This is a genomic window from Microlunatus aurantiacus (genome assembly GCF_039536605.1).
In the GTDB taxonomy this organism is placed as follows: Bacteria; Actinomycetota; Actinomycetes; order Propionibacteriales; family Propionibacteriaceae; genus Microlunatus; species Microlunatus aurantiacus.
In genome coordinates, this window is record NZ_BAAAYX010000004.1 from 167028 (window position 1) to 180570 (window position 13543).

A 13543-nucleotide genomic window follows, 5' to 3' on the forward strand; every position below is an offset into this window, starting at 1 on the left:
GGGCACCCGGCCGGCGACCCGGGTCCTCATCCAGACGTCTCGGTCACCGTCGCCCAGACCCGCTGAGCCGCCTGCCCGTCGTCGAGATCACAGAATCGTCGACCGAAAGCCTGCGCTGTCACGGTCCTGGCTGTCGTGATCGAGGACAGCGATCGGAGCGCATCGGCCAGCTCATCGAGGGTCGACACCACCGGCCCCGGCGCGACGGTCGCGAGGTCGAGGTACAGGCCACGGATCTGAGCGTAGTGAGCGAGATCGGGAACGAAGAAGATCATCGGCCGGCCGGTCAGCGCGTAGTCGAACATGATGGAGGAGTAGTCGGTCAGCAAGGCGTCGGAGGCGAGGATCAGGTCTCGGACATCGGGGTAGCTCGACACGTCGCGCACCAGGTCGTCGCGGCCGAGATGCGTCTGGGCGGCTCCGGCCAGGTGATGTCCGTGGAGAAGAAGGATCGTGTTGTCGGGCAGGATGGCCTGGACCTGCGCTCGGTCGACCAGCAGAGACGTGCCGTACCCCCCACCCGCCGCGTGCACGTCGTCCCTCCAGGTCGGGGCCCAGAGCACGGCGGTCTGATCGGCACGGATGTCCAGCCAGCGCCGAGCAGCCTCGCGACGGGCCTGGCGACGGACCTGGTCCTGGTCGGTCAACAGGTCGTTCCTCGGGTAGCCGCACTCGATGATCTGTCCGTCGTAGGCGAACGCTCGGCGGAAGATCTCTGTGCTGTAGCGGTTCTGAGAGACCAGCCAGTCCCAGCTGGCTGCTTCTGTTCTCAGCTCCTGCACGTAGTTCCGGTTCCGGAATCGGATGCGGGGGATGTCGAGTCCGATGCGCTTCAACGGGGTCCCGTGCCAGGTCTGGAGGTACCGCTGCCCGGGCCGCTTGACGTACGGGAAGGGCATGGTGTCGTTGGAGATCACCAGTCGAGCCCGGGCCAGCTGCTCGTAGTGATCGCGGCTGCCGGCGATCACCGTGCCGAACGGCTCGGGAACCCGGATCGACCGGTCGCTGACGACCACGACCACGGTGGACTCGGACCACGCGGCAGGGAGTGACTCCACCAGGGCTCGGGGGTTGTCGGCGAACTTCTTCCCGCCCCAGGTCTGCAGCAGGATCACGCTCGTCACGGGCGCTCGCCGGGCCCGTCGGTAGACGCCCCGCTGCAGTCGTTCCTGATCGAGCGCACCCTGCTCCAGAGCGCGGGGGGCAGCCACGGACATGACCAGCTCCCGCCGTGGACTCAGCCCGATCCGGACGCTCTGGAACGCGCCGAGCGAACGTGCTCGTGCACTCGGCGAGGTCGGACCGAAGGACGTGACAGCCGGCTCCCAGGATCCGTCCGCCTGGCGCTGCCGCAGGGTCCACTCACCGGCAGCCGGCGGGTGCACACCGTCCGGTCCGGGAAGCTCCATCAGCTCGAACGTCGCCACGAACCCGTCGTCGGTCCTGCTCGTCACTGCCTCGATCACCCCGCCTGAGCTGTGGCACCAGGCCAGACGAGGTAGGGCGTGCCGGTCCGGACCGCAGACGCCGCGGATCTGCACGGTGTCAGCGATCCACGACACGTCCTCGACTACCGCTCGCGCGGCCCCGACGACGAGCTCCACTCCGCCTCGTCCATCATCTCCGACGACCAGGTTCTCGTTCTCCAGCGGGAAGGTGAGCGCGTTGGCCAGGTCCATGATCACCGGGGTGACTCCGTCGGGACCGACCACCGTCAGCTGGAACTGGAGCTGGGTCCGAACGCCTCGGTGGAGCTGGAGAAGGGCGAGATCGACCACGGCGTGGAGAGTCTCCTCGACTCGGTCCGACGACGACACCAGCGGAACATCCACCATGGCTCCGACCGCAGAGGTGAGCCGGGCGGTGTGCGGTGCGGCGCCCGGCCGGTGGAGAACCTGACGCAGCGAGAGGTGCAGCAAGCCGTCGCGGCTGTCGACGGCGGTGAGGGCGACCACCGCCCGGACCGCATCGATGACCAGCCGTCGCCCGGTCACCCAGTCGGCCCGGAACAGCAGTCCCGCCGGACCGCGCCGGACCTCGGCGAAGGCCGACCCGGACGGTGGACCGAGAGCGCTGCCGCTCCCGGCGCCCGGGGCGAGCACCTGGAGATTGACTTCCCATCGTGCGCGGTCACGGGTCGCACCCGGATCGAGCAGGGTGATCGGCACCTCGACCCGGAAGGCGGACCAGTCGTACGGCCGAGCCGTCCGCCCCCGCTCGTCGCCCGCCGGCAAGCGCCTGGGTGCGATCCACACGTGACGCCGGTCCCGGCTGTACGTGTCGATCAGCTGGAGGCGCCGGAGGGCGGCCGCAGGGTGGTTCATCGCGATGCCGTCGATCACGCCGTGGCCTTCGATCACGAGGGTGTCGTCCTGCCAGGCCAACCCGTGCACGCCCATCCGCAAGGGCATCCGACGCCGTGCGCTGCTGTAGCGGCGGGGAACTGTCGTGTGGGCTGGCCCCAGCTCGGCCCGTGGCAGCAGCCCCCGCCGCCGAACGGGCAGCCGCCAGCCGTTCTCCCGGAGGAAAGCGAGGTAGTCCATCAGGTCGCCACGCCTGCCCTGACCGACCAGTCGGTACGCCACGCGAAGATGCGGCGGCAGGGTGTCGACGACGTCGATCGACGAGCTCTCGACGAACTCTCGGACGAGTCGCACGAAGAGGTTCTGGAAGTCGGGCTGCATGTCCTCCAGATCACGGAAGTAGCTCCCCAGGTCGTGTCGGAGGAACTTGTGCTCTGCCGCCCTCCGCAGCGACGGCGGAGCGACCTCGCGGAGCAGCCGACGGGCGCACCGAAGACTCTCGACCCGGTCAACCAGGTTCCCAGGGTCGTCCCTTCGCATCGTGATCGAGGCGACTCCGTCGTCCCGCCTGCGCCAGTAGTAGACGACATCGGTCAGGACCTCCACCGAGGAAGCGCGACAGTGCGCCTCGATCATCAGGGACACGTCCTCGAACAGGACGCGCTCGGGGAAGGCGAAACGGTTCGCGGCCCAGTAGTCCCGTCGGAAGAGCTTGTTCCAGGAGGTCGTGTCGAACAGGAGCCCCGGCTCCTGGACGATGTGGGTGGCGGGCGCCGGCCAGCTGTGTCCGTTCTCGTGGAGTGACGATGGCCAGCGGTGAGTCCCCGCGACGCGCATGACCCGGCCGGTGGAGAAGTCGGATCTGCTGTGCCGGAGCGCATTGAGGTGTCTCTCGACGGCCTCCGTCGGGATCCAGTCATCGGCATCGACGAAGGTGATGAAGTCCCCCGCCGCCCGGCCCAACCCGGCGTTGCGCGCGGCTCCCGGGCCAGCGTTCGGCTGCCAGACCGTCTCGACGCGCGCGTCCGCATCGGCGTGACGCTCGAGGACGGCGGCGCTCTCATCGCGCGAGCCGTCGTCGACGCAGACGATGTGAAGATCACGGTGCGTCTGCTCTCGTACGGACTGCAGGCACGTGTGCAGATACGGGCCCGCGTCGTGCACCGGGATGATCACGCTGACCAGAGGCATCGGCGTTCTCAGCTGCCGCCGCTGCTGACGGAGCTGTGGGCGGCCACCATGCCCTCGAGGGTGCGCGTCGCCGCTCGCGCCGCCACCTTGAGCTGGCGTCCGGACAGCGGGTGCTCCGCCAGCCGCTGCCAGGTCACCAGTGACTCCAACGCGTTCTGCCGGATCTCGCCGGCGGTCGCCTCCTCGGCCAGCCCCAGGCGCGCCGGGGCGCTGTGCCCGCTGCCGCCGAGCAGCCGGTCGAGCTCGGCCACCCGCTCCGGACGGACCTCGATCGCCCCCGAGCGCAAGGCGCTGAGCAACCGCACCTCCTCGAACTCGTGCGTGCTCGCCGACAGCTGCTCGGCCGCCGCCAGCAGCGCCTCGCTGTCGGTGCAGCCGCCGGATCGCAGCACGTCCGACAGCACCGCGAGGGACGACCGGGCCTTGAGCACCCGGCTCCGCTGCTCGAACTGGCGCGTCAGCACCAGGCGCAGCCGGGTCAGCCCGCTGCGTTCCACCAGCTCGTCGGACAGCTCGACGGCCGAGGTGACGAACCCGGCCCGGATCAGCTCCACCGAGAGCCGGACGCCGAACAGACCCATCCGCTCGATCAGGTGCTCGCGCTCGATCTCGGTCAGCATGATCGCGCTCGAACGGTGCAGGAAGCGGTCCGCCGTCAGCAGCAGCATCTCGACCTCGGCCCGTTCGGCGCGGGCGAGGGTGGCGAGCATGGCGTACTCCACCTCGCGCAACGTGGTCGCCGCGAAGGCCAGCAGACCGTTGACCGGGACGATCACCGGACACAGACGACGCAGCCGGGGGTCGGCTTCGTAGCGGGCCGCGATCCGGTCCGCGACCTCCATGGCGTCCAGCCGGCAGGCGCCGATCTCGTCGGCGCGGGACAGCACCCCCACCGAGTTCATCGGGGTGCCGTGGGCCAGCTCGTCGTCGTGGAAGGACTCCAGGAACCGTACGTCGCTGGCGTGGGTGTGGCGCATCAGGTAGAGCACCGCATCGGCGACCGGCACCCGTCCGTCCTCGGCGGCCAGCACCCGCTGCGTGCGTGCCGAGATGTCGGCCGAGATGGATGCGATCCCCGGGGTGTCCAGGATGGTCAGCGCGCGCAGCTTGCTGGTCGGCCAGCTGACGTCGATCCGGTCGACGGCGTCCGCCGGCAGATCCCCGAGATCGACCTCCAGGGCGCCGGAGTCGCGCGACCACGGACGGACGACCCCCTTGCCCACCAGCGGGTGGACCGTCACCTGCGGCGAGGTCCCCTCGTGGTACCAGGTGACGATCTTGGTGCACTCACCGGCGTCGGTCGGGGCCAGCTCGTCGCCGAGGATGGCGTTCAGCAGGGTGGACTTCCCGGCTTTGACCTTGCCGGCGATCGCCAGCCGAAGGGGTCCCGTCAACCGCTCCCGCGCGTCGATCAGCCGCTCCCGCACGTCCTCGTCGACGGCGGTGGCCACCGCGCGGTCCAGCAGGGCGCCGAGGTTGTCCACCAACGGGTCAGGCACGGCCGGCCACCGGCTGGTTCCCAGCCACCTCCCGCGCCGCGGTCCGGACCGACTCCAGCTGTCCTTCACGCTTCTGCAGCTCACGCTCGCGGGCGGCCAGCTGGGCCTCGTCCAGCCCGCCGAGCCGACGGGCCGCCTCCATGGCCTCGTACGCGGACCGCTCGAGCTGCTTCGCCCGGGCCTGGAAGTCGTCCCGAAGGTGACGCTGGGCGGTCCGCAACACGTCCCGGGTCTCCTTGTTCAGCACGAAAGCGACCTCGTCGATGAACCGTCGGACCGCTGCCTTGGCCTGCTGCTGGCGATAGGTCTGCTGCCGCTTCTTCTCGTCGCCGATGATCTTCTTGCCGATCCCGGTGCCCAGCACGAGGGAGAAGCCGGCCATGGCCAGGTGGATCACGGGCCCACCACCCAGCAGACCGGCGGCGACGGTGCCCAGCATCATGGGCAGGTAGTAGCTGCTGCGTGCCGCCACGAGCAGCGGGGCCAGCTTCCCACCGGGCATGGCCAGGCTGGACGCGGGTGCCAGGACGACGGAGTCGACCCGGGCGTCACCGCTCAAGGGGAGTCGGAGCTGTGTCCCCTCCGGCAGCTCGAAGTGGTCCGCGACGTCCTGCGCGAGATCCTCGGTCCGCTCGGTGAGCAGATCACGGTTGGCCATGGTGACGATGGCGATCTGCCGACGGAGCCACACCTCGGTGTCGGTCCAGGTGTCCTTCGGGTCGCCGGAGTCGATCACCTCCTCGACGTCGTGGATCACGGTGCGCAGCCTGGCCTGCAGGTCGTGCTCCACGTCCGCCACCAGGTCCTGGATGCCGTCCGACAGGGTCTGCTGCCAGGTCGCGGTCGGGTGGATGAGCCTCTTCGCCTGCTCCTGCACCCGATCGAGCTCCTGGACGACCTGCTCGGTCGACTGCGGGGCCTCGAGCACGGCGCGTTCGGCCTGGGACTGCTGCTCGAGCTGACTGGCGACGAAGTCGACCTCGACGGCCGCGCTGCGAGCGGCCAGCTCCCGGGTCCTGGCCACCACGTCCCGGGCCAGGAACGTCACCAGCTCGGCGAAGCCGGACTCGGCGTTGAGGGCCGGGTCCTGGGCCGCGCGGAGACGCAGGAAGGAGGAGACCGCGATCATCGGCAGGTCGAGGCCCGCGTTGACCAGGTGCTGACGGTCGAGCTCGACGATGCGCCGCCAGTGGGGGTAGAGGTCGATCTTGGTCACGACGACGGCGGTGGTCGGGCACCGCTCGACCGCCGTCTTCAGGAACGAGAGCTCCGGCGCGGTCAGCTCCTGCGCCGCGTCGGTGACGAAGACGACACCTTTGGCGTAGCGCAGGGCGCCGAGGGTGAGGAAACCGTGTGCCGAGTCCAAGCCACCCACACCAGGGGTGTCGACCATCGCCAAGCCGGTCCGCAGCATCCGGTGCGGGAGGCCGACCTCGACCACCCGATCTCTCTCCGGGTCGGAGGGATCGGCCTCCTCGGTGACCAGCAGGTCGATCTCGCCGAGGGGACGCTCCCGCTCCTCGATCTTGGTCTCGTCGTCGTTCCGGACGTACGTGGTGACCCGGGGCTGCGCCGCGTACTTCACGATCGTCGGCACCGCCGTCACGACGTCGGCGTCGACGGGGCAGACCGCGCGCTGCAGCAGCGCGTTGATCATGGTCGACTTGCCGACCTTGAACTGCCCGCAGAAGACCACCTGGATCTGCTCGGCGGCGAGCCGCTCCTTGGTCTCGTGCAGATGACGGTCGAGATCGACCCGGCCCTGGCTGGTGGCGATCTCGCGGCCCGTCTCGATGGCCGCGATGATCTCGTCCACCCCTGCGGCGGGATCACGTGGTCGGGTTGCGACCGTCCGCGGTGGAGGGTCGGGGGTGATCACCGGCCCCAGGCCCGGCGCGGCCGGGGAAGGCATCCGATCGGGCAGCGACTCGGGAACGGGCGCAGCCTCGGCGGGCGGCGACTCGGGAACGGGCGGCGGCTCGGGAACCGGCGGCGGCTCGGGAACCGGCGGCGGCTCGGGAACGGGCGGCGACGCCTCCGGGCGAGGGGGCTCCGGCTCGACCGGTGGGTGGTCGGTCGGCGCAGGCTCGGCGGCCTGCGGCCGCGGCCCCAGCGCGCCGGCCAGGTCGGACGACCGCCGCAGCCGACGGCTGCGCGTCGGCTGGGCCGGCTCCTCCCACTGCAGGAAGTGGTTGCACGCACTGCAGAACACCGAGTCGGCCTCGTTCTCGGTGCCACAGCTGACGCAGGTGACCACTTCCCCATCCCGACGGTCCGACATCGATGGCACGCAGGTGCGCGCCGTGTCGGCAGGTTCTCGGCTCACGCCGCGACCCACCGGCTAAGGCATGGTGACACACCCAGCCGGCGAGGTCACCGGTCGGCAGCCGGATTCTCTCGACGCCGGTCCGAACACCTGTCGACCGGACGGATCCTCTCGACGGGAGCCGCCGCCGTGCTGGACACTGACTCCACACGGCGGTGGCCCGGAGGCTCCGCCGGGGTGGCCGGTCCAGACGGCGAGCGGCGGCCGGCCGACGCGAGGAAGGTGGCATCGGGCGACGTGATCTGCGGGGACTGCGGCGAGACGAACAAGCCCGGGTCGGAGTTCTGCCTGTTCTGCGGTGCCTACCTGGGATGGCAGGAGCGAGAGCCCTCCGGCGCGAACGACGACACCGAGGTGCTGCCGGCCCAGCCGCCGGCCCCCGCCCGGTCCGTCGCGCCCCAGCCGGCTCGGGCGGGTCAGACCACTTCCCCACCGGCTCCGGTCCTGGCCCAGCCCGAGCGACCCACGCCCGGGCCGGAACCCGCCGCGCGCGTCGAACCGGTCCGGCCTGCTCCGCCGCCGGCCCCGGTCACCGTCGCCGCCGTCCCCGTGCCGCCACCGGACCCCGGCTGCCCCACCTGTGGCCGGGTGATCGAGCTGGGGCGTCGGTTCTGCGGTCACTGTGGCGAGCAGCTCGTCTGGCCGGGCACCAACGCTCCGGTCACCCGCGCGACGCAGCGGAGCACCTGGTGGTCCCGGCTGTGGGACAGCAAGGACCGGGTCGCCCGCCGGGCGTACCGGCGCAGTCTCCCGCCGCTCTACCGGTGGCGGCGGGTGATCGTCATCGTGCTGGCTCTCGGCCTGATCGGCGGGGGGCTCACCGTCGTCGGTCGATCTCCCAAGGCGTTCTTCCTGGCCCGCTATCACGACGTGCGCAACACCCTCGTCGCCGTGCCGGGGGTGACCGCGGCGATCATCCCGCCCGAGGCCTCGGCCGCGGACACGACGCCGGAGGCCCTGGTGGACGGCACGGCCAAGGCCTGGCAGATGAGCTGGACCTCCTCGACCCAGGGCGGCCCCTGCCGATCGACTCCGACGACCGCGGTGATCCAGCTGTCGTTCCCGGCGACGCGGGTCCGGGACATCAACCTGCGAGCGGGGCTGTTGGACAACAACCCGAACCGACTGCTGCAGTTCCGACCCAAGACGGTCTGGATCGCCTACGGCGACCAGTGTGTCGAACGGCCCCTGGCCGACGTGCAGCAGCAGACGGTGCCCCTCGACACGGAGGTCCTGGTCGACTCCGTACGCCTCAGCGTCCAGACGGCCTATCCGCCGGACCAACCCACCGGCGGGCAGGACGTTCTGGGTTTCACCGAGATCACCCTGCGTTCCCGACCCCCGGTCCGGTGACCGATCACGGGTCCAGCTGGGCGGCCCGACAGTCCGGGTGGACCTGGCGCACCGTCGCGCACGCCGTGTTCGCGTCCTGCTGGGTGTCGTAGGGGCCCAGATAGAGGACCCAGCTCTCCACCTGCAGGCGGGGAACCATGGTGGGGTAGATCGAGCTGTTGACCAGACCGGCGCGGTCGTCCAGGGCCGCGAGCTTGGCGAGCTTGTCCTTCTCGTCGTAGACGGTCCCCTGCACCGGCCAGAAGCCGATCGCGAACCACTTGCCCTTGAAGGTGGTGTTCGGCACGGTGTCCCCGCCCGTCGACGGCTGGCCCGGGGTGGAGGAGGACGCGCTCGGCTCACCCGGGGTCGACGTCGAGGGTTGACCACCCCCCGCTCCACCACCCCCGGCCCCGCCACCCGCCGAGCTCTCTGCCGGGGTGGACGGTGGTGCACTCGACGGACCGGAGCTCGAGGGCTGTCCGGACGGTGTCGGGGTGGCGGTCGACGGGGCGCCCGGGGTGTCGGCGCACACCTTCTCCGAGAACGGACTCGCCAGGTCGCCACGGAGGGCCTGCACCGCGAAACACACGTTCGTCGCCGGGGTCAGCTCACCGAACGTCGTGGCCGTGTCGGTCATCGGGACGTCCTTGGACCCGATCTTCGAGTCGTCGGGCAGCACCTGCACGACCCGATAGCCGCTGATGTTGGGCACGGCCCTCCACCCGACCCTCACCGAGTCCGGACCGGTCGGCTCGACCTTGACCTCGCCCGGCGGCTCGGGCGGACCCAGCTCCTGGAACGTCGCCTGCGCGGGCGGCGGCCGGGTCAGGGCCCACGCCACACCGCCGCCCACCGCCAGCAGCACGAGGGCGACGAGCATCACCGCACCCGAGGTCAGGATCGGCTTCTGGTTGAAGGCGCCGTCCACCGTGGGCCGGTCGGGTGTGCCACCGTACGGTGACGCCGGCCCCTGCTGCACCGGCGCGTCAGCCTGTTCGCCCGTGACGGTGAAGGGGATCCTGGTGGTCGCACCCCGCAACCTCGGTGTCTTGGTCCTCGCCCAGACCATCGCCGTCGCCTCACCACCGAGAGCCAGCTCGACCACGTCCGGTCTGATCAGGAAACCGAGGGCCTCGTCGGGATTGGTGGCGGTCAACCTGAGCTTGGCCGGAGCGTTCCCCCAGTTGCTCAGCTGGACCACGTGGCGTCCCCGCCACCGCCCCGACGAGTTGACCGGGAGCAGCTTGGCCTGGAGTCCGAACACCTTGCCGATCTCCAGATCGCCTTCGACCACTGCGCTGGCGTCGGCGTCCTCCGTGGACCGGACGCGGATGCCGAACGGCCAGGTCCCGCCGGGAGCCCCGGTCCCCCCGGGCGGGCTGAAGACGACCGTGGCGCCGGCGTCCTGCTGCGGATAGATCGAGATCTCGGAGGGCAAGGCTTCGCCCCAGTCCGCCACCCCCTCGCCGATCACCTCGACGCGATAACCCTCGACGATCGTCCCGGGGTTGATGATCTTGATCGTCACCGACGCCTGCCCGCCGGGCTCGACCGCGACCCGGTCGACGTCCAGCGAGACGATGGGGTCGGTCACGTCGCCAGCATAGAGCGACCCGTCGTCGGACGGCAGGCCCGACGTGAGCCGTCCCGGGTACCCGATCGGGCACACTTCAGGCGGTCGCGGGGCTGCTCGCGTCGACAGGACGATGGCCGTCCCCTAGGTTCGTCCTGTGACGGCCACGGTCGTCTCGGGGGAGAAGCGCGCTCGAGCTGTCGCGCGCCCGGACCCTCGCCGGCGGCCGCTCCCGGCGTTCCTCAGCGGGTTGGTCGTCCTCTGCTTCGCGACGCTGGTTCTCGCCCTCCCGCCCCTCGGATCGGAACCCGCCGCGGCCGCCACACCCGTGCTCAGCCTCGGCTTGACCCAGAGCTCGGCCACCAGCGCCATCAGCAGCAGCGTGACGTTCACCGCCACCGTGACCTGGTCCGGCGGCGCGACCACGGAGCCGGACGAGGGCTGGTACGTCCAGTTCACCGGCACCGGCGACGGAGGGTGGACGAGCGGCCCGGTGCCGACCGACGACGGCCAGGCTTCCTACGCACGGAGCAGTCCGGTCGCCCAGACCGAGACGATCACCGCCCGGATCGCCAACGCGGGCTGCACCGGGACGACGTCGGACGCCGTCATCCACGAGTGGTGGCGCGGTGAGATCGTGATCACGAACCCGAACGCCAGCAGCGACCTCACCACCGACTTCACGTTGACCGGTCGGGTGCTGCGGAGCGGCCAGCCGGTGGCCGACGCTCAGGTTTCCGTGTTCGTCACCGCCCTGGACGGCGGAAGCCCGACCCAGTTCCCCGAAGCCCGCACCGACGGAGACGGTGACTTCGCTGCGCCCTGGACGTCGTCGTCATCAGTTCCCGCCATCGAGAGCGTCGACGTCACGGCCACAGGAGACGACGGTTTCGAGGCCGACGCCCAGACCACCCATGCGTGGTCGGGCGACCATCCGGTCAGCGATCGCCTGCTGCTGGAGTCGAGCGCCGCGGTCCGGGTCGATGACCGCGTCCTGGTGATCGGTCGTCTGCTGCGCAACGACGCGGTGATCGTCGCTGACCCGCCGCTCCAGTTCCTGACCAACCTGCAGCCGCCGTGGCAACCGTCCAACGTCCCGGCGGCGCCGGATCGCTACAGCTACGCGGCGCGGGCCGGCGTCGGCAACGGCTACTACGGCGCTCGTACCTCGACCACGGGTCTGCACGTCGGTGGCGTGACACGGTGGTGGCAGCCCGACCTCACCTTCGTCAACCCGGCCAGCAGATCGCCCCTCAACCAGGCCCACTCGACCACGGTGGTCGTCACCGACCGCGGCGTCCCCGTGCCGGGCGTCCAGCTGAGATTCGCCGAGCTGCTCGGCGAGCTCGAGAACGATCTCGGGTCTGCCACGACCGACGACGACGGCCGGGCCAGTGTCTCGCTCACACGTCCGACCGACCAGGTCGTGACGATCGGTGTCCGAGAGCTTGGTCGGGCCGACAGTCTGGTGAGCACGACGCACACCTGGGTGACTCCTCCGAACGGAGTCGACGTCTCCGTGGACCTGACCCAGTCCAGCGAGGAGAGCCGCGTCGGCACCGACGTCCAGCTGAGCGCCCGTGTCCGGGTGGGTGACGGCTCGGCAGCAGGGTGGGACGTCGCCTTCGCCGTCGACGGTGAGCCGTTGGAGGTGATGTCCACCGAGGCCGACGGCACAGCGACGGTCCCCGCTTCCAGCGATGTGGAGGGCTACGACGGGTTCACCGCGACCGTCGACATCGCCGGCTGCACCCCGGTGGCCGACAACGACGAGGTGGTCCACTACTGGTGGCTCCCGAACCTGGACCTGGCCCCGGAGGACACCACGTCCCCGGCCAGGAGCGGGCTCACCTTCACGGCCGAGCTCACGCGCTCCACCTCCTCGGAGGAGACGGTCGCGGTGCCCGGTCAGCTGGTCAGGTTCACCATGACCAGCCAGAGCTGTGCGCTGCCGGTCGTCGTGCGCGACGACCGCACGGATGACGACGGCATCGCCGCTGTCACGCTCGCCCGCGACGGGCCGAGCGTCGACGGCGTCCGCGCCGAGGAGGTCGTTGTGGTCAGGCCCGCTTCCGCTCTCACCACCCACACCTGGGGGGCGCCGGTGCCGCCGCCGTTGTCGATCTCGCTCACCCAGGACGACGAGGCGAGCCGTGCCGGCACCGAGGTGATCATCACCGCCACCGTCCGTGACGCCGATCGTCCGGGCGGACGGGCGCGGGCCGGCATCCCGGTCACCTTCCTCGGTGTGAGTCCGGCCATGACGGTGCCGACCGACGCGTCGGGAGTGGCCCGGCTCACCGTCGGAGGCACGGACACGAACCCGACCACCGTGACCGCGACGGCCCCGTACGGCTGCGGGGTGGTGCTGTCCGGACCGGTCACGCATCGCTGGTTCGTGCCCACCCTGGAGCTCACGCCCGACAGCGCGACCACCACCACCGGTGACACCGCCACGGTGACCGCCGTCCTCACCGACGGCCGGACCGGCGTGGCCGGGCAGAAGATCCGGCTGACGATCGACCACCGCACGAGCGGTGTCGACACCCTGACCCGGACCGAGACCACCGACGGGAACGGTGAGGCGCCGTTCTCCTGGGAGCGGACCGAGGCGGGGGTCGACGACCTCACGGCGATCGAGCTGATCGACGTCCGACCTCAGCAGGACACGGCGCAGCACATCTGGGACAGCGACCCGACCCCACCGCCCGGCACTCCGTCGACGGAGCCGCCACCGACCGGTGACCCGAGCACGCCGACGCCCGTCGAGGAGAGCGAGACCCCCGAGCAGACCCCGTCCCCGAGTCCCACCAAGACGTCCACCACACCCTCTCCCCCACCCCCCGGTCCCGGCCCGCCGAGTGACCTGCCCGCCACGAGCACCCTGGTCGACGGACCCGAGGTCGGTCGACCAGGTGCCGACATCGAGGTCTCCGGGACCGGCTGCCGGGCGGGTCAGAGCCTGACGGTGCGACTGGGCGAGACCACCATCGGTCGGACCCGAGCGGCGGCCGACGGGACGTTCTACCTCCGCGGGGTCGTCCCCGATCTCCCGCTGGGTCGCTATCTCATGCACTCGACCTGCGGGACGACGATCGGCGACCCCAACGTCGACATCACCGCACCGCAGGTGAACAAGGCCAGGGCGGCGATCGCTGCGGTCGGTGTCACGACAGCCTCGACGTTCGTCTTCTTCCTGCTCCTGGCCAAGGGCGTCGTCTCCTTCCTGCCCCGCCGCCCGTACTGACCCATGACCACGTCGTTGCCGGCGGCCTGCGGCCCGTGGCAGGCTTGCCCCGGCGGCGGGGGCGACCAC

General features: G+C 70.9%; 6 protein-coding genes. 2 read left to right on the forward strand and 4 right to left on the reverse strand.

The window, feature by feature from the left end:
* Window positions 1–26: 26 nt before the first annotated feature.
* Genes ABD714_RS08610 through ABD714_RS08620 form a run of 3 tightly spaced genes read right to left on the reverse strand, consistent with a single transcriptional unit; the run spans window position 27 to window position 7250 of the window.
* A complete protein-coding gene (locus ABD714_RS08610; protein ID WP_344811905.1) occupies window positions 27–3494 on the reverse strand; it encodes a bifunctional glycosyltransferase/CDP-glycerol:glycerophosphate glycerophosphotransferase in 3468 nt (1155 codons plus the stop codon).
* Between the two features lie 8 nt (window positions 3495–3502).
* Window positions 3503–4993, reverse strand: a complete 1491-nt coding sequence (locus ABD714_RS08615; RefSeq protein ID WP_344811906.1) for a dynamin family protein — start codon at window positions 4991–4993, stop codon at window positions 3503–3505.
* Window positions 4986–7250 (reverse strand): dynamin family protein, encoded by a 2265-nt coding sequence (locus tag ABD714_RS08620; RefSeq protein ID WP_344811907.1) that lies wholly within the window; start codon window positions 7248–7250, stop codon window positions 4986–4988. Before ABD714_RS08620 ends, ABD714_RS08615 begins: the two co-directional genes overlap by 8 nt.
* A 246-nt stretch (window positions 7251–7496) precedes the next feature.
* On the opposite strand from ABD714_RS08620, the gene ABD714_RS08625 reads away from it, so the two are divergent.
* Window positions 7497–8672: a zinc ribbon domain-containing protein gene (locus ABD714_RS08625; RefSeq protein ID WP_344811908.1), complete on the forward strand. Its 1176-nt coding sequence runs from the start codon at window positions 7497–7499 to the stop codon at window positions 8670–8672.
* Between the two features lie 4 nt (window positions 8673–8676).
* On the opposite strand, the gene ABD714_RS08630 is transcribed toward ABD714_RS08625, so the two are convergent.
* Window positions 8677–10248, reverse strand: a complete 1572-nt coding sequence (locus ABD714_RS08630; protein WP_344811909.1) for a fibronectin type III domain-containing protein — start codon at window positions 10246–10248, stop codon at window positions 8677–8679.
* Between the two features lie 136 nt (window positions 10249–10384).
* Here ABD714_RS08630 and ABD714_RS08635 point away from each other — a divergent pair, with 136 nt between their 5' ends.
* Window positions 10385–13474 carry a hypothetical protein gene (locus tag ABD714_RS08635; protein WP_344811910.1) on the forward strand — a complete coding sequence of 1030 codons (3090 nt, stop codon included), beginning with the start codon at window positions 10385–10387 and terminating at the stop codon, window positions 13472–13474.
* The last annotated feature ends 69 nt before the right edge of the window (window positions 13475–13543 follow it).

Coding starts and splice junctions, on each gene's coding strand:
- ABD714_RS08610 (WP_344811905.1), bottom strand. CDS start 3,494: ATGCCTCTGGTCAGCGTGATCATCCCGGTGCACGACGCGGGCCCGTAT.